Source organism: Ruminococcus callidus ATCC 27760, from assembly GCF_000468015.1.
Lineage (GTDB): Bacteria > Bacillota > Clostridia > Oscillospirales > Ruminococcaceae > Ruminococcus_C > Ruminococcus_C callidus.
Genome location: NZ_KI260360.1, coordinates 44259 through 61003, shown reverse-complemented (window position 1 = coordinate 61003; position 16745 = coordinate 44259). Strand labels below are relative to the sequence as shown.

Below are 16745 nucleotides of genomic sequence, written 5' to 3'. Positions count from 1 at the left end.
GAATCTTTGTCTAACTTTTTGGGGTCAGTTCAAAAGCTGATGTTCCGCTTTATTTTGCAATATTTTCTGTTTACGCACGGATTTTCGAGCACAGGCTCCTATACAAACTGATTGCGTTCCGGCTTGTATACGAAGCCAACTGCTTCCAGCTTTGCGGTGATCTCTGCCTGTTCCAGACACATAGACTTGCACAGTTCCTCCAGAGAGGCATAGTTGTCCCGCAGCTGGGTATTCAGATAACTCATCAGCATGATCGGATCGTTAGGAATGTTCGGCATTACCGTTCACCTCCCTCTGGTGACAATTCCAGCATATGCTGTACATGTGCCACATAGAGTGCCTGCACCGCCGGATATGCTCCCAGCCCCTGCATTTGCAGTGTGACAGTATAGCCGTGTCTGGTCAATACAGACTTCCACGAATCTTCTTCGTCCCCTGCCATATCGTTCTGGGCGTGGTCGCCTGCCACCAGCATCATGGGCACCAGCACCACTTCCTGATACTGCCGTTCCTTCAGCTGTTCCAAAAGGGTATCCAGCGTGGGATAGCCCTCTACCGTTCCCACAAAAACATTGTCGAACCCGCACCGTTTCAGCCAGTAGTCAAATGCCGGATACGCCTGATTGATGATGTGCGGCGTGCCGTGTCCCATTAACAGATATGCCTTGGTCGATGCCTTTTCTATTACGCCGTCCTGCTCCATTGCCTGAATCAGTGCCGGATAGTCTTCCGTTTCTGTCAGCAGCGGTCTGCCGATGCGGAGCACCGCAAAGGCTCCTGCATACGATGCCGCATCTGCACAAAGGCGGTCGTACTCCTCGCCGGGAATGACATGAGTCGGCTGAATATACACATGGGTATACCCTTTCTGTTTCAGCTTCTCCAGTGCCTCCCGCACCGTGTCTACCGCAGTGCCCTGCCGCCGCATCTTCCGAATGATCATGCCGCTGGTAAATGCCCGAAAAACGTCCATTTCCGGAAACGCCTGCTTTACAGCAGATTCCACTGCACCAATGGTCTGCTCTCTGGTGTCCGCATAGCTGGTGCCAAAGCTGACCATGAGCAGTGCGTTCCGGCATGCCGGCAGCTGTTCTTCTGTCAGGCTGGAAGCATATGCCAGATATGCCCCTTTTCCCTTTTCCCGAAACAGCTCCAACGCTTTCGGCTCCGTCAGAATTCGCAGCAGCTGCATGCGGCGAATTTCGTCCGGCATGGTTTCTTTCCATGCCCGCCGCAGGATTCCCAGACAGGTGCAAAGTTCGCTGTACTCTGCCAGCTTCGGTTCCAGTTCCCGACAGATCGCCCCCGCCAGTGACGGAGCATCGCCCTCGGTCGTCACTGCCATGGTAATGTCGCCGTGTTTCCGATGTGCCGGAACAGTAAAGTCCGGCGTGCAGTCCGGCGATACAGTTGCCGACGATGCCAGCTTTCCGGCAGCCTGAGCTTCCCGTACAATGCGGGCATTTTCTGCACTGTCATCAGTTGCAGCAAACACCAGCAGGTTTTCCCCCAGCAGTTCCGGTGCATAGGGCTGCTGCAAATAAGTCAGCTTTGCGTTTTTCCAGCACGCCGGCATAGGCTCCGGTGCTGCCACGGTGACTTCCGCACCAGATTCCAGCAAGCCCCAGACACGCCGCTGTGCCACTTTTCCCGCACCGAACACGATGCACTTTTTCCCCTGTAAATGCAATGCGATAGGATACATATTCTACACCTCGTTTTCTTTCCGAATGCATGCGATCATGCCGGCTATATCCGACTGTACCGCAGTTTCCGCCACAGAAAGTCCTGCCGTTTCCGCTGCCTTTGTGGTAGCATTTCCGATAGAGATCAGCTTCGCCGCAGTTTCTGTTCCCGCCGTCATTTCTGCAAAGGCACGTGCAGCGGAGGCACTGGCAAGGAAAACATAGTCCGTATCTGCCAGTTCCTGCAACAGCAGTTCCCGTTTCCGCAGGTCGGTCTGCACCCGATATAGCGGCACTGTATCGACGGCTTTCCCCGCCTGTTCCAGCAGCTGCGGCAGAATGACAGAGCCGTTTTCCGCTCGCAGCAAAAGCACACGGTCTTGCATGGTCAGCTGCGGGATCAGTGCCTCTGCCAGACTGCGGCTGTCGAAGTGCTCCGGCACACAGTCCACGAAAATGCCGTATTCCGCCAGTGCCTGTGCCGTGCCGTTTCCAATGGCAGCAAAATGCAGATGCAGCAGCCGCCGGAGGTCTACATGGGATTGCTTCAGCGATGCAAACAGTTGTTCCACGCCGTTGGCACTGGTGAGCACTGCCCACGTATACGACTGCCAGGGCAACGCCTTCAGCACGTCCGGCGAAGAAGCCTTCGGGTAGATCAGGCTGACTTCCACCGGCTCTGCTCCACAGGAACAAAGCTGTTCTGCCGCCTTGCGGGTATACGCCGGTGTACCGGTCAGCAGTACCTTTTTGCCGGACAGTTCGCCCATTCCAAACCACGACAGCTGTTGCCGCAGAGAAACCACGTCACCGATCACAGTCATTGCCGGCGTGTGGATTCCCTGCCGCTGTACTTCTGCCGCGATCTCAGAAAGCGGAGCCGTCACCACACGCTGCCGTGCAGTTGTTCCCTGCTGGATCACTGCCGCCGGTGTATCCGGAGATTTCCCCTGCTGTATCAGCGAAGTGGCAATTGCCGGCAGGTTGCTCAGGCTCATCAGGAACACCAGAGTGCCGTCCAGTTTTGCCAGCGTGGCATAGTCCAGTTCGGTATGCTGTTCCGTTTTGCGGTGTCCCGTGATAACATGAAATGCAGGAGCGTATTCCCGATGTGTCACAGGGATTCCGGCATAAGCCGGCACACTATAGCAGGAGGAAACGCCGGATACAATCTGAAAAGGGATTCCCAGCGATTGCAGCACCTGTGCTTCTTCTCCCCCGCGTCCAAAGACAAAGGGGTCACCGCCCTTGAGCCGTACCACCCGTTTTCCCTGCTGTGCCAGTTCTGCCAGCAGTTGATTGGTTTCACTCTGCTTTTTGTGGTGATTTCCCGCCGTCTTTCCCGCGAAGATCAGTTTGCAGTCCGGTCGTGTCAGATTCAGCACCGACGAACACGCCAGTGCATCATAGACCACCACGTCCGCCTGTTCCAGACAAGCCTTTCCCTGTTCTGTCAGCAGTGCCGGATCTCCCGGACCTGCTCCCACCAGAAATACCGTTCCTGTTTTCATGGGTATTCCTCCTCACTCCGCCGCATGCCGCAGCAATTCTTTTCTTGCACCGGAAATGGTAGAAATCGAAGCATCTACGTCCCAGTGATCCTCCTTATGCAAAATTTCCAGCAAATGCGAAATTCGCGGCAGACGCAGATGATGCTCCCGCAGCAGTTCCGGCTGGGCGAAAATTTCCGCCGGCGTACCATGTGCCACCATGTGTCCCTTGTCCATAACGTCGATCACATCGGCGTAAATGGGTACCACATCAATATCATGGGTAGATAAAATAATGGTGGTGTGCTGCTGCCGGCAGACATCTTGGAGCAGGTGCATCAGTTCACTGATGCCCACAGGGTCCAGTCCTGCCGTGGGCTCGTCCAGAATAATGACTTCCGGCTGCATGACCATAATGCCGGCAAATGCCACCCGCTTTTTCTGTCCAAAGCTCAGGGCGTGAGTAGGACGGTCTTTCAGGTATGTGATCCCCACCTGTTCCATGACCGTTTCCACACGGCGGTGCACCTCCTCCGCGGGCAAGCCCATGTTGACTGCTCCGAAAGAAATGTCCTGATATACCGAAGCCGAAAACAGCTGGTCGTCCGGATTCTGAAAGACGATACCCACCTTGGAACGCAGTTGCCGCAAGCCTGCTTTTTTGTAGGAAATCGGCTGCCCGCGAAAGCGAACCTCTCCCTGCTCCGGCTGCAAAATGCCGTTGAGATGCAGAAACAGCGTAGACTTTCCGGCACCGTTTGCTCCCAGAATCGCGGTAGTCTTGCCTTCTTCAAATGCAATGGACAAATCCTCAATGGCGTGACTGCTTTCGTCATAGCCATAGGTGAGATGACTTGCCTCTAAAATAATCCCCATACACTGCCTCCTATTCTGCAAAAGAGCACGGCTCCGGTCAGGAGCACACTGTATCCGACGGCGAGCCCTTTCTGCCAGCCTGTTGTTTCATATGTCAATCCCAGTGTCCGCACTTCATCGGTGTACCCTCTGGACTCCATTGCCGTATAGGTACGGTCTGCCTGCCGGTATGCCCGCAGGAACAGATTGGAGACCAGCTGTCCCATGGAGTAAAAGCTGGTCTTTAACGAGCCATACCCCAGGCGGCATTCCTGTGCGTTCCGAATCTGCGAAGCCGACTCCATCAGCACAAAGATATACCGATAGACCAGTTCCATCATCTCCACCAGAAACGCCGGCAGATGCAGACGGCGTAGTGCCGTAAACAGTTCTGTCATCGGCGTAGTGGCAGAGAGAAAATACAGACAGCTGACTGCCGCCAAACACTGTAAAAACACCTGTCCGAACTGATGCAGGCTCTCTCCGGTGATGCCGAAGTACCAGCTTCCCAGATGCAGCGATACCAGCATGGACTCGCCATGATGTGAGATCTGCAGCAGGATCATGATGCACCCCAGCACGACAAATGCCAGCGGGATCTGCATTAAGTGGATAACATGATGCCACCGGGTTTTCCCGATGGCAGTCATCGCGGTCAGCATGCAGCATAAGATCAGCACGCTCACCGCCCATGTATGTGAGATCAGGCACAGAAGCAGACTATACAGGGACACAAAAATTTTCCAGAACGGAGAAACACGCCGCAATGCAGATGCATAGGCGATCTCATCAATGAGGATTCGTTCTCCGTGACTATGGGAATGTGTATGTCGTTTCATCTGTTGCCTCCTGCGGTCAGGAAGCAGAAGTTTGCTTCTGGTCTGTCAATGCAGCATCGTCCTCTGATGCAGATGTTTTCGGTTTCCGGCTGATGCGTCCCAGCACAAAGCCGCAGATGCCTGCACCGATCGCCGACTGTACACAGAACAGCAGGGATTCGACCTCTCCCGAAGGCGGTTCCCAGAAGGACTCAAACCACGGGGTGTAGCCGCCGTTGATTTCTTCTACTACAGTAGAACCGGCATCATCAGAACCGCCGAATTCACTGTTGCCCAGCAGCATCAGCGGAATGGTGACCAGTAAAACAACACCCAGTGCCAGCACCAGATTTCTTGCCCACAATTTGCCGCGGTTGGGGTTGGAAACTGTAATGCCGGACAGTTCCTTCAACTCCTTGACGCAGTTCTTCTGAATGACATTATAGACAATGACAGTCAGAATGCCTTCTGCAATGGCAATGGGGACTTGAGTCGGTGCAAAAACGGCAATGAACTTGCCGAACGATGCCCAGAAGTTATCTCCGGGATAAGCAGCTGCAAGCTGTACCGAAGTCAGGCAGTAAGTTGCCATATCTCCGATCGTTGCCGACAGAAATACTGCCAGTCCCATCGGTGCCTTGCACTTTTTCAGCAGCTGGAACAGTCCGTAGGAAACGAACGGTCCGAAAATCGCCATGGAAAATGTGTTGGCACCCAGTGTGGTCAGACCGCCGTGTGCCAGCAGGATCGCCTGAAACAGCAGCACGATGATGCCCAGCACGGACATGATCGACGGTCCGAACAGAATCGCACCCAGTCCGGTACCGGTCGCATGAGAACAGCTTCCGGTAACCGACGGGATCTTCAGGGAAGAAATGATAAAGACGAAGGCTGCACAAAGTGCGATCAGCAGCTTCACTTTTCCCTGATACGCGATTTTCCGCTTCAGGCTGACTGCACCAGCCACCAGAAACGGAATGCAAAGTGCACCCCATGCAATACACCAGCCAGCGGGCAGATAGCCCTCCATGATGTGCATCGCAGATGCACCGAATTTGCCGCTTGCTGCCATATCGGACAGCAGCAGACAAACTGCCAGAGCAGACACCAGCACACGACATCCCGTCATGCCTCTGGTGCTGCGGTTCTGCAAAACAGAGCCATTGTGTTTGTTCATATGAAAACCTCTCCTCTCGGAACCCCTCTCCGTTGGCTCCCGGCTGAGAACAGAAAGAGGTTCTCAGTTTCCGCTGTGTGCAGAGAAAAATGCATCTGCATCACCCAGCGTTTTATCTATCTCACGCAGCGTGTGTGCGTTCGATACAAAAATTGCTTCAAACTGGCTGGGACCGAAATAGTTGCCCTCATCCAGCATGAAATGAAAATATTCCCGAAATCTTGCGGTATCCGCCTTTTTGGCATCAGTATAGTTCCGCACCGGTTCCGGTGTAAAATACAGGCAGGACAGCGAACCGATACCGTTGACGGTACAGTTGCCATGGTGCCGGCGAATAATGTCTTCCAGACCGCTGCGAAGCCGGTGGGACAGGAAGCCTACCTGATGATAGACTTCCGGATGTGCCTGCAAATACCGCAGCTGTGTCAGACCGGCACGCATTGCCACCGGATTGCCGCTGAGCGTACCCGCCTGATAGACAGAGCCCAGCGGAGCCACCAGCTGCATGATCTCCCGTCTGCCGCCGTATGCACCGACCGGCATGCCGCCGCCGATGATCTTGCCATAGGTCACCAGATCCGGTGTGACACCAAAGTGTCCGACAGCACCGTCCAGCTGCAGACGAAATCCGGTAATGACTTCGTCCAGAATCAGCAGAGCACCGTACTGGTCACAGATCTGACGGATTCCCTGCAGGAATCCCTTTTCCGGAACCACAACGCCCATATTGGCAGCCACCGGTTCCACGATCACGCAGGCGATTTCCTCCGGATACTGCTGAAACAGCTGTTCCACGCTGTCCAGATCATTATAGACTGCGGACAGAGTATCCGCGGTACAGCCTTTCGGCACACCGCTGGAATCCGGAATGCCGGCAGTCATCACGCCAGAGCCGGCTTTCACCAGCATAGCATCTGCATGCCCGTGATAGCAGCCCTCAAACTTGACGATCTTGTCCCGTCCGGTAAATCCTCTTGCGGCACGGACAGCACTCATTACTGCCTCTGTGCCGGAGTTTACCATACGCATCATTTCTACGCAGGGAACGATCTGATGAATCAGTTCTGCCATTTCCACTTCCAGTGCCGTGGCAGCACCGTAACTCAAGCCGTTTTCCAGCTGATTCCGGACAGCTTCCAGCACAATGTCCGGATTGTGTCCCAGAATCATCGGTCCCCAGGAGCCAATATAATCGATATAGACGTTGCCGTCCTCATCGTAGAGGTACTGGTCTTTGGCACGCTGAATAAACCGCGGCGTACCGCCCACAGACTGAAACGCCCGCACCGGCGAATTGACACCGCCGGGCATCAGTTCCTTGGCACGGTCGTACAACGCCTCGGAATGAGCAATGTGCATCTGTTCCATTATCCGATCCTCCCCTCGCGAATGTACTTCGCCAGTTCCATTGCAAAGTATGTGATCAAAAGATCTGCACCGGCACGGTACATGCAGACCGCTGATTCGCAAATGACAGCTTCCCGATCAATATAGCCTGCCGCAGCCGCTGCCTGAATCATGGCATATTCGCCGCTGACGCTGTACAGTGCCACCGGCTGGCGGAATTGTTCTTTCAGCGATTTCAGCACGTCCAGATACGCCATACCCGGCTTTACCATGAGAATGTCCGCACCTTCCTGCACGTCCAATTCCGCTTCCAGCAAAGCTTCTCTGGCATTGTGGGGATCCATCTGATAGCTTTTCCGGTCGCCGAACGCCGGTGCAGAACCGGCTGCGTCCCGAAACGGACCGTAGAACGCCGAAGCATACTTTACGGAGTACGCCATGATCGGCGTGTTGACAAAGCCGTTTTCGTCCAGCACCTGCCGGATACGTCCCACTCTGCCGTCCATCATATCCGAGGGGGCAACCATATCCGCACCTGCCTGCACATGGGACAGTGCTGTTTTTGCCAGCACTTCCAGTGTCTTGTCGTTGTCCACGTCATGCCCGCAGAGAATGCCGCAGTGTCCGTGCGACGTATACTCACACATGCAGACATCAGTAATGACATACAGCTGCGGGAACCGGCTCTTGATATGCCGCACCGCCTGCTGGACAATGCCGTCCGGCTGCCATGCACTGCTGCCGATCTCATCTTTTTGAGCAGGGATCCCGAAAAGCAGCACGCTTTTCACACCGGAATCCACGATCTGCTGCAAGAGTTCATCTACGCAGTCCAGACTCCAGCGATACTGTCCGGGCATGGAGGGAATCTCTTCCCGAATATGCTCCCCCTCCTGCACGAACATGGGATAGATCAGTGTATCCGCAGAAATACGGGTTTCCCGCACCATGCTGCGAAGCAGAGCACCGTTTCGCAGGCGACGCGGCCGATTGGTCAGATTCATATTGATACCTTCTTACTTATTCCGTAATGGTCAGTTTTGATGCCAGCTGCTGTACCAGCAAGTCCGCATCATTTCGGTTTCCCTGCACGCTGCCGTACCGCGGCACCCCGCCGATACCGGAAAACCCATAAAGGGTCATGTCCGTTCCATGCAGCTGTGCATGACAGCCCACCGGTGCCGAGCAGTCCCCGCCCAGCAGCGATGCCAGCTGCCGTTCTGTTTTCGCACAAAGTGCCCCGTCGGGGGAATTCAGCCGGGCAAGCAGGTCGGCATATTCGCCGGCACGAGTCTGTATCGCCAGAATCCCCTGCCCTGCCGCCGGCACCAGTTCCTCCGGTGAAAAGCGGTAGGCGATCCGGTCAGACAGCCCCAACCGTTTCAGCCCTGCCTCCGCCAGAATCAGTGCACCATACTCACCGCTGTCCAGTTTTTCCAGCCGTGTCAGCACATTGCCACGCACCGGCTGTATCACTGCTTCCGGATACAGCTGTTGAAACTGCATCTTTCTTCGGGCACTGGCACACCCTACCGGCAGTGCCGGATTCCAGTGTGAAGTTTCCTTCGGGAACACCAGCACATCTGCCGGCAGTTCCCGCACAGAGTATGCCCCAATGGGCAGTGCCGGATTCTCTGTCACCGGCACATCTTTCAGGCTGTGCACGCAGATGTCCACCTGTCCGGCGAGAAGTGCCGCGTCCAGTTCTTTCAAAAACAGCCCTTTTCCGCCGATCTTGTCCAGCGTCTTGTGCAGGATCTTGTCCCCAGTGGTTTTCATGGTCACCAGTTCCAAGTCTGCTTCCGGCAGGATCTTCCGGATCTCTGCCATGACCAGTTCGCTCTGTACCACGGCAAGCCGGCTGGCACGGCTGCCGATACGAATTTTTCTTCCCATGGGTTCAAAATCTTCCTCTGTCTTTGATTTTCGCACAGCTTTGCCGCACCAGTTCCGGTGTAATTTCCGATTTCATGCTGCCCATGAGCATATCCACCGTTCGTTCCGTCACCAGCCGCACGATCTCCTCCAGCTGAGGCAGTTCTGCATAAGGTTCTGCTGCCGTACTGTGCAGGATTCGCTGTGTTGTCAGCTCTTTCAGCTGCTGCATATAGGGCACCGCGTCCCGATAATTCCGCCACATCTGAAAGGTGTCGGTATACTGTTCCGCGATTTGCCGCAGAGCCGCCAACGCCGTTTCGTCCGGAGCCGTGCTGCTGTGCAGGTCGTCCAGATTCCAGAGCGTAACACCTTCCACTGTGCCGCAGTCTGCTTCCACGTCCCGTGGCATTGCCAGATCCAGAATCCAGACCGGCTTTCGCGAGAGTGCTTCCAGCTGCTTTTTGGTAATGGTGTGATGCGGACTTCTGGTGGCACTGATGACGATCTCTGCCGCTTCCATTTGCAGGAAACGCTGTTCGTAAGGAACCGGCTGCACACCGAACGGGATCACCGTTTCCCCGTGATGATAGGAACGCAGTGTCATAAACACACGACAGCCGTGCTGCACCAGCAGAGAAGCTGCCAGCCGTCCCATGCTGCCGTTGCCGATCACCAGACAGGTTTTCCCGTCCAGTGTTCCGGCATGCTGTTCCAGCTGCTGTACCGCACTATAAGAAACCGAAAGCGGTACATTCTGCACGGACACTTGTGTCTGTGCCTCTTTTCCGGCAGAAACTGCCGTTCGGAACAGGGTGTCCAGCACGCCGTCTGTACTGCGACAGGCACGTGCCAGTTCCACCGCATGTCCCACTTGTGTGACGATCTGTTCTTCATGCAGGATCTGCGAATGCAGACCGCAGGCGACTTCCATGATATGCTGTACCGCATCGATTTCCGTCAAAACCCGCCCGGTAAAAGGCTTTTTCGGTGCATGGGCATACTGCCGCAGGAGCTCTGCCGGAGAGATGTCTATTGCCGGCTGGCTGACAGCATCGTCTTCTGCGGAAGACCGGCGTTCCTGTACGGAGAGATACAGTTCCGTCCGATTGCAGGTTGCAAGCAATACTGCTCCGCTGATGCCGTCTTTCTGCACCAGTTCTGTCAGAATCTGCCTGACCTGTTCTTCCGAAAATGCAAACTGTTCCCTTGCGGAAACGTCTGCGGAATGCACGTCCACTCCTGCCATATAAATGCACATCTCGTTGTTTCAACTCCCTGATGCAGCAAGCCGCAGGGGGGATAAAGTCACCACCCTGCAAAAAACCGGCGTACAAGGTTTTACCTGCCATGAAAAATACGCTTTCTGCTGTTGTTCCAATGCAGAAAGCACCGCCATAATTGTGCCTCCGTGTACTACTGCTGCGATATGAGATTCCTGCCGGCTTTGCAGTGCCGCTTCCAACGCTGCACAGCATCGCCGCACAAATCCCTCCCTGGATTCGCCCTCCGGAAATGCCAGCGTACCGCCGCTGTCGATCCACGCCTGATAGGACGTGTCACCGGACAACTCCTGATAATTTTTTCCTTCGAACGCTCCGAAATCGCACTCCTGTAGTCCCCATACAATTTTCTGCGACATATGAGGAAACAGGATCTCTGCCGTCTGCCGGCAACGCTGCATCGGGCTGACCAGCACCAGTTCCGGTACCGGAAACGACCGGCGAAATTCCACCGATTTCTGCTGTGCCAGAGCAATCCCCGCTTCGCAAAGCGGTTCGTCTGTGCGGCAGCCGATATAGCGGTGTTCCAGATTGCCGGCTGTGATGCTGTGCCGAATCAAGAGCAGCTGCATAAGTTTCCTCCAATGTCAAAAAAGCCCGTGTTTCCAGAAGAACACGGGATACAACACACAAGCCTTGTGTGATTGTCTTGGGAAATACCGATCATATTTCCTTCGTATGGGTGCAAAAAGCAGAGCCTTTGCAGTTATGCAAAGCACAGAATACACATGCACCAACAATTTCCTCTATTCTCGTAGATGGGATCTATTCCAAAGCAGCAGACCGGTATCCCGACTTCGGCTCTCCGCGGACCATACGCCTTCCCGGAACGAAACATTCCAGTGGCATGTGTATGGTGCTCCCCGACACGGTAGCGGAACTGTGCAGGATTCTCACCTGCTTCCCTGACATCTGCTGCCAATTGTTCGATAAAAAGGGCTTTTCAAATGCCCACGTACTACTATACCACATTTTTCGCAGATTGGCAAGTCTTTTTGCAAAAAAAGCAGTCCTGTACGCATATCATACAGGACTGCCTTTACTCTGCTCCTAATGCTCGCAAATGCATCATCAGTGCTTCGAAATTTGTTGTTTTTTTGGAAATCTTTTCCCGATAACGGTCAAAATACACGATCACTTCCTGCTCCCGCTGCCGGATTCGCCGCACCTCTGTCACCGGCGTGACGTGAAACAGCGGTTCGGAAACGGTACCCTCTATCAGACTGACCAGCATTCGCGGGTCGTGCAGTATCTCCAATGCACGTTCCTGTATCTGAAACACGCTGGAAACTCTACGGGGAGAACTGTACCTTCCGGCAGATGGTACCTTTGCCGTCACCACGTACAGTTTTTCCCCATTGTACACCCAGGCTGTAAACTGTCTGCGGACTTTTCGGGAAAGCAGGAATCCTGCCACACTCAGATAGATCACTGCCGCAACAAATACCAGAAACACGATGAGTGCCCATTGTTCCGTTTCCGGAGAAGTCACCTTGCGGACTGCATCACGGTTCCGTGCAGAATCTGCCCCGATGCAGAGAAACAGCTTGACCATGACGACCGCCAGGGCGGCAAAGACGATCAAAACATGCCCCAGCATTTTTCCGGCAATCTTGTTACGGTCTGCCTGCGGCGGCTGGTAAATCTCAAAAACTTCCAACATCAGCATTCCTCCACTTGTTTTATGCACCACAGAAAGCCTTTCGCTGTGCGTGCTGCGTTTTCCTGAAAATGATTGCCGGTATTCCATTCCAGCACTGTATCCACGCCGCCCTGCCGGAGCAGTTCTTCCTGTTCTGTTATGCGTTCTTTTACCGTTCGCAGCAGCGGGTTTCTGGTTTTGTGTTCTTTGGTTCCAAGACTAAGGTAGATGTGCGGTGTCTTAGGACGATACAATGCGGCATATTCTGCCCACCCGTCTATCCAAACTGAGGGGGAACAAGCTGCCACTGCCGCAAAGACATCGGTCTGGTACGCTGCCCACAAGCTGAACAATCCCGCCAGAGAGTAGCCGCCCAAAATATACGGTATATTTTCCGGCAGATGCAGCTGAGATCGCAGTGCCGGCAGCAGCTTTTCCAGAATCCACTGCAAGGTTGCACCGGCACCGCTGCCAAACGATTCTTCTCCGAATGCCTGTCTTGCATGCCACGGAGAAAGTTCCTGATCCCAGTCTGCGATCGGAAACGACACAAACAATGCCTCACATGAGGCATGCTGTAAGATCTGTCCGGCTTCCTCTGTCAGATGTGCCTGCTCATGTTCCCCTGTGGGCTGGATCAGCACACAGACAGGCGAATCTGCGGCGGCGATCCGGCAGATTTTTCCGGCAATTTCAATGGTTTCCCACGTCATATGAACTCCTCCTGTTCCATTTTTTCTATTATAGCATATCTTTGCAAAAGTTGCAATGCTATTTCAGCTATCTGTATGATATTCTGAGGCAATACCGCACAAAGATTGTGCGGTATTGCCTCAGAATTTCTGCAACAATATAGGAAACAAATTTGCAACAAAACTTTTGCACCTTCCCCGCCTTGACAAATACCCCTTAGGGGTATATAATACTGGTAGGGGGTATATCCCCGATACACCGCAAATACAGAAAGGAGCCTATCCGCTATGGAACATACAGAAAAACAGGGATGTCCCTGTTGTCACAAGACAAAGGAACGCTCGCAGGAGGAATACACCAAACTGATCCACCGTCTGAACCGCATCGAAGGGCAGATTCGGGGCATTCGGGGCATGGTGGAGAAAAACGCCTATTGTCCGGATATTCTGGTACAGGTCGCCGCCGCCAACGCTGCCCTGAACGCCTTCAATAAGGAACTGCTTGCCAACCATATCCGCACCTGTGTGGCAGATGATATTCGTGCCGGCAAGGACGAAGTCATCGACGAATTGGTGATTACACTGCAAAAATTGATGAAGTAGGAGGTTTTCAATCAATGGAACAATACAATGTTACGGGCATGAGCTGTGCCGCGTGCAGTGCCCGTGTGGAAAAAGCGGTTTCCAAGGTGGACGGTGTCACCAGCTGCTCTGTCAGCCTGCTGACCAACTCCATGGGAGTCGAGGGCACAGCTTCTCCGGAAGCAATTATCGATGCCGTCCAGAAAGCCGGTTACGGTGCTTCCCGCAAGGGCGGCTCTGACGAAGCAGCGGCTCCGGACAGTGATGCCCTCGCCGACCGCGAAACACCGGTGCTGAAGCGGCGGCTGATCGCCTCTGTGGGATTTCTGGCAGTGCTCATGTATATCTCTATGGGACATATGATGTGGGGATTTCCCCTGCCCCCGTTCTTCAACGGCAACCATGTGGCAATGGGTCTGGTACAGATGCTGCTTACCATTATCATCATGGTCATCAACCGGAAATTCTTCGTCAGCGGATTCCAGAGCCTGCTCCACCGTGCCCCGAATATGGACACACTGGTGGCACTGGGTTCCGGTGCGGCATTCGTATACAGTACCTACGCCCTGTTTGCCATGACAGATGCCCAGGTCAAGGGCGACATGGACGCAGTGATGAGTTATATGCACGAATTCTACTTTGAATCCGCCGCTATGATTTTGACACTGATTACCGTGGGAAAAATGCTGGAGGCACACTCCAAGGGCAAAACGACCAATGCTCTGAAAGGGCTGATGAACCTCTCCCCGAAAACCGCCGTGCTGCTCCGGAATGGTGAGGAAGTCACGGTTCCGGTGGAGCAGGTGCACCGCGGCGAACAGTTTGTTGTCCGCCCCGGCGAGAGCATTCCGGTGGACGGTGTCATTGTCGAGGGCACCAGTGCCGTCAACGAATCTGCCCTCACCGGTGAGAGCATTCCGGTGGACAAGGCAGTCGGCGACAATGTTTCAGCTGCCACGATCAACCAGTCCGGTTTTCTCCGGTGTGAAGCCACACGTGTGGGAGAAGATACCACGCTTTCCCAGATCATTCGCATGGTCAGCGATGCCGCTGCCACCAAGGCTCCCATTGCCAAGATCGCAGACAAGGTTTCCGGTGTGTTTGTACCGGCTGTCATTGCCATTGCTGTTGTCACAATTGTGGTATGGCTGCTGGTGGGACAAACTGTGGGATATGCTCTGGCACGGGGCATTTCCGTGCTGGTCATCAGTTGCCCCTGTGCACTGGGGCTTGCTACACCAGTTGCCATTATGGTGGGAAACGGTGTCGGAGCCAAGCACGGAATCCTGTTCAAAACCGCGGTTTCTCTGGAGGAAGCCGGCAAGGTTCAGATCGTAGCACTGGACAAGACCGGTACGATCACCTGCGGCGAACCCCGCGTTACAGATATTCTCCCTGCGGCAGATGTCACCGAACAGGAACTGCTCTCCGCCGCAACTGCATTGGAGCAGAAAAGCGAACACCCGCTTGCAAAAGCGATCTTACAATATAGCGAAGAACACCAGATTCCCGCTTCGCCGGTCACTGAATTTCAGGCTCTGGTGGGAAACGGTTTGACAGCAAAGTGGAACGGGCAAGTGCTCTACGGCGGCAATGCCGGCTGTATCGCCCAGGCGACGACCATTCCGGAGGAAGTACAGCAGCAGGCGGAAATGCTGGCGAAAGCCGGAAAAACACCGCTGTTCTTTGCCCGCGATAACCAGCTTCTGGGAATCATCGCCGTGGCAGACGTGCTGAAAGAGGAAAGTCCGGAGGCGATTCGCCAGCTGCAAAACATGGGCATTCAGGTGGTCATGCTCACCGGCGACAATGAACAGACCGCCAGGGCGATCGGAAAACAGGCTGGTGTCGATCATGTCATTGCCGACGTACTGCCGGACGGCAAGGAAGCCGTCATTCGGAAGCTGTCCGCACTGGGCAAAGTGGCAATGGTCGGCGACGGCATCAACGATGCACCGGCACTGACACGTGCAGACATCGGCATTGCCATTGGTGCCGGTACCGATGTTGCCATTGATGCAGCAGATGTTGTACTGATGAAAAGTCGGCTGACAGACGTGCCGGCTGCCATTCGTCTGAGCCGTGCGGCACTGCGGAACATTCACGAAAACCTGTTCTGGGCATTTATCTATAATGTGATCGGCATTCCGCTGGCAGCCGGTGTCTGGATCCCGCTGTTGGGCTGGAAGCTGAATCCCATGTTCGGAGCCGCTGCCATGAGCCTGTCCAGCTTCTGCGTTGTCACTAATGCTCTGCGGCTGAACCTGTTCCAGCTGAACCGTTCCGACAGGGACAAAAAGCTGAAACACGCTGTGGCAGCCATTCAGCTGGAACAGCAGACTGGGGCAACGGGAAAAAACTCCGGCATGCAGGTCACACTGCACATCAAGGGTATGATGTGCAGTCACTGTGAAGCAACGGTGAAAAAGTGTCTGGAGGCATTTCCGGAAGTGGACGAAGCCGTTGTCAGCCACACCGAGGGAACTGCTGTGGTATCTCTGAATGCACCGGCAGATCTGGCTGCCCTGAAAAAAGCTGTGACGGAACAAGGGTATAAAGTGTTGAAATAACGTAAGGCAATACCGCACAAAGCTTGTGCGGTATTGCCTTTCATAAAACCTGTCGTAAGAACTTATCGTGCTTTTACGCCTTAGCCCCTACGATTGCCTGCATTTCGATTTCCACCAGCTGTGTGGGACGGTTCAGTTCCTTGATACCGATCCATGTGCAGCAGGGTCTGCTTTCCTTGAAGTACTCGGAATAAGCACGGGTGATCTCGTTGTTGTAGGAAGACTTGGTGGCAAAGATGTTCACCTTCACAACTTCTTCGCGGGAAACGCCGTTTTCTTCCAGCAGACCGACCAGCTTGTTAAAGATGTACTTTGCCTGTTCGTAGGGATCACCCTCACCGTAAACCGTGCCCTCCGGTGTCACCGATGTGGTACCGGAAACGTACACGAACGGACCAGCTTTCACGATACGGGAATAGCCTGCCACGTTCTCATAAGCGGAGCCGCCCTTGATGTTCACTCTCTCAAAATCCATTGCAATTTCCTCCTTGCCGGAAACTTTCCGAAACACGCCGTTTTGCGGTTTCACCAGTTCCTTTGATGCTTCTATTGTACCACGGTTTTTTCCGAAATAATTGAACAATTCGGACTTTGCGGCAGATGCGGAAAAAGAAATGACAGCTGGCAGCAGATTGACATTTTTCCAGTAATATGTTACAATGTAGGCATCAACCGCAATTTTCTAAAGGCAGCACCGTGCAAAGTTGCCAGACGCTCTTTGTGCGGTAT

The 16745-nt window shown here is 54.1% G+C and carries 16 protein-coding genes, 1 pseudogene and 1 riboswitch; of the genes and pseudogenes, 2 read left to right on the top strand and 15 right to left on the bottom strand.

The window, feature by feature from the left end:
- Positions 1 to 98 precede the first annotated feature (98 nt).
- The 14 genes and pseudogenes from RUMCAL_RS05720 to RUMCAL_RS05660 form a co-directional block, all read right to left on the bottom strand.
- Positions 99 to 278 (bottom strand): DUF4250 domain-containing protein, encoded by a 180-nt coding sequence (locus RUMCAL_RS05720; protein ID WP_021681680.1) that lies wholly within the window; start codon positions 276 to 278, stop codon positions 99 to 101.
- Positions 278 to 1705: a sirohydrochlorin cobaltochelatase gene (locus tag RUMCAL_RS14485; protein WP_021681679.1), complete on the bottom strand. Its 1428-nt coding sequence runs from the start codon at positions 1703 to 1705 to the stop codon at positions 278 to 280. The genes RUMCAL_RS05720 and RUMCAL_RS14485 overlap by 1 nt, the downstream gene beginning before the upstream one ends.
- 3 nt (positions 1706 to 1708) lie before the next feature.
- A complete protein-coding gene (gene cobA, locus RUMCAL_RS05710; protein ID WP_021681678.1) occupies positions 1709 to 3196 on the bottom strand; it encodes a uroporphyrinogen-III C-methyltransferase in 1488 nt (495 codons plus the stop codon).
- Positions 3197 to 3208: 12 nt separating this feature from the next.
- The gene (locus RUMCAL_RS05705) at positions 3209 to 4051 is read right to left on the bottom strand and encodes an ATP-binding cassette domain-containing protein (RefSeq protein WP_021681677.1); all 843 of its coding nucleotides are present in this window, start codon (positions 4049 to 4051) and stop codon (positions 3209 to 3211) included.
- Positions 4036 to 4869, bottom strand: a complete 834-nt coding sequence (gene cbiQ / locus RUMCAL_RS05700) for a cobalt ECF transporter T component CbiQ (protein WP_051343685.1) — start codon at positions 4867 to 4869, stop codon at positions 4036 to 4038. The genes RUMCAL_RS05705 and cbiQ overlap by 16 nt, the downstream gene beginning before the upstream one ends.
- Before the next feature lie 16 nt (positions 4870 to 4885).
- Positions 4886 to 5194 (bottom strand): energy-coupling factor ABC transporter substrate-binding protein, encoded by a 309-nt coding sequence (locus RUMCAL_RS16465; protein ID WP_276712355.1) that lies wholly within the window; start codon positions 5192 to 5194, stop codon positions 4886 to 4888.
- Positions 5195 to 5248: 54 nt separating this feature from the next.
- Positions 5249 to 5920: pseudogene (locus RUMCAL_RS16460) on the bottom strand (energy-coupling factor ABC transporter permease); the annotation flags it as partial.
- A gap of 168 nt (positions 5921 to 6088) precedes the next feature.
- Positions 6089 to 7378, bottom strand: coding sequence for a glutamate-1-semialdehyde 2,1-aminomutase (gene hemL, locus RUMCAL_RS05690; RefSeq protein ID WP_462454309.1), 1290 nt, complete (start codon positions 7376 to 7378; stop codon positions 6089 to 6091).
- Between the two features lie 14 nt (positions 7379 to 7392).
- Positions 7393 to 8376 carry a porphobilinogen synthase gene (gene hemB / locus RUMCAL_RS05685; RefSeq protein WP_040647173.1) on the bottom strand — a complete coding sequence of 328 codons (984 nt, stop codon included), beginning with the start codon at positions 8374 to 8376 and terminating at the stop codon, positions 7393 to 7395.
- A 16-nt stretch (positions 8377 to 8392) separates the two neighbouring features.
- Positions 8393 to 9268: a hydroxymethylbilane synthase gene (gene hemC / locus RUMCAL_RS05680; RefSeq protein ID WP_021681672.1), complete on the bottom strand. Its 876-nt coding sequence runs from the start codon at positions 9266 to 9268 to the stop codon at positions 8393 to 8395.
- Between the two features lie 4 nt (positions 9269 to 9272).
- Positions 9273 to 10496 carry a glutamyl-tRNA reductase gene (gene hemA, locus RUMCAL_RS05675; RefSeq protein ID WP_021681671.1) on the bottom strand — a complete coding sequence of 408 codons (1224 nt, stop codon included), beginning with the start codon at positions 10494 to 10496 and terminating at the stop codon, positions 9273 to 9275.
- A 21-nt stretch (positions 10497 to 10517) separates the two neighbouring features.
- A complete protein-coding gene (locus RUMCAL_RS05670; protein WP_021681670.1) occupies positions 10518 to 11102 on the bottom strand; it encodes a histidine phosphatase family protein in 585 nt (194 codons plus the stop codon).
- A 192-nt stretch (positions 11103 to 11294) separates the two neighbouring features.
- Positions 11295 to 11461, bottom strand: a riboswitch (cobalamin riboswitch).
- Between the two features lie 108 nt (positions 11462 to 11569).
- Positions 11570 to 12193 (bottom strand): hypothetical protein, encoded by a 624-nt coding sequence (locus RUMCAL_RS05665; protein ID WP_040647171.1) that lies wholly within the window; start codon positions 12191 to 12193, stop codon positions 11570 to 11572.
- Positions 12193 to 12885, bottom strand: a complete 693-nt coding sequence (locus RUMCAL_RS05660) for an alpha/beta hydrolase-fold protein (RefSeq protein ID WP_021681667.1) — start codon at positions 12883 to 12885, stop codon at positions 12193 to 12195. Before RUMCAL_RS05660 ends, RUMCAL_RS05665 begins: the two co-directional genes overlap by 1 nt.
- Positions 12886 to 13152: 267 nt before the next feature.
- Here RUMCAL_RS05660 and RUMCAL_RS05655 point away from each other — a divergent pair, with 267 nt between their 5' ends.
- On the top strand, positions 13153 to 13467 hold the full coding sequence (locus RUMCAL_RS05655; protein ID WP_021681665.1) for a metal-sensing transcriptional repressor: 315 nt from the start codon (positions 13153 to 13155) through the stop codon (positions 13465 to 13467).
- 14 nt (positions 13468 to 13481) lie between these two features.
- A complete protein-coding gene (locus RUMCAL_RS05650) occupies positions 13482 to 16016 on the top strand; it encodes a heavy metal translocating P-type ATPase (RefSeq protein ID WP_021681664.1) in 2535 nt (844 codons plus the stop codon).
- Between the two features lie 73 nt (positions 16017 to 16089).
- On the opposite strand, the gene RUMCAL_RS05645 is transcribed toward RUMCAL_RS05650, so the two are convergent.
- The gene (locus RUMCAL_RS05645; protein ID WP_040647189.1) at positions 16090 to 16491 is read right to left on the bottom strand and encodes a Rid family hydrolase; all 402 of its coding nucleotides are present in this window, start codon (positions 16489 to 16491) and stop codon (positions 16090 to 16092) included.
- Positions 16492 to 16745 lie beyond the last annotated feature (254 nt).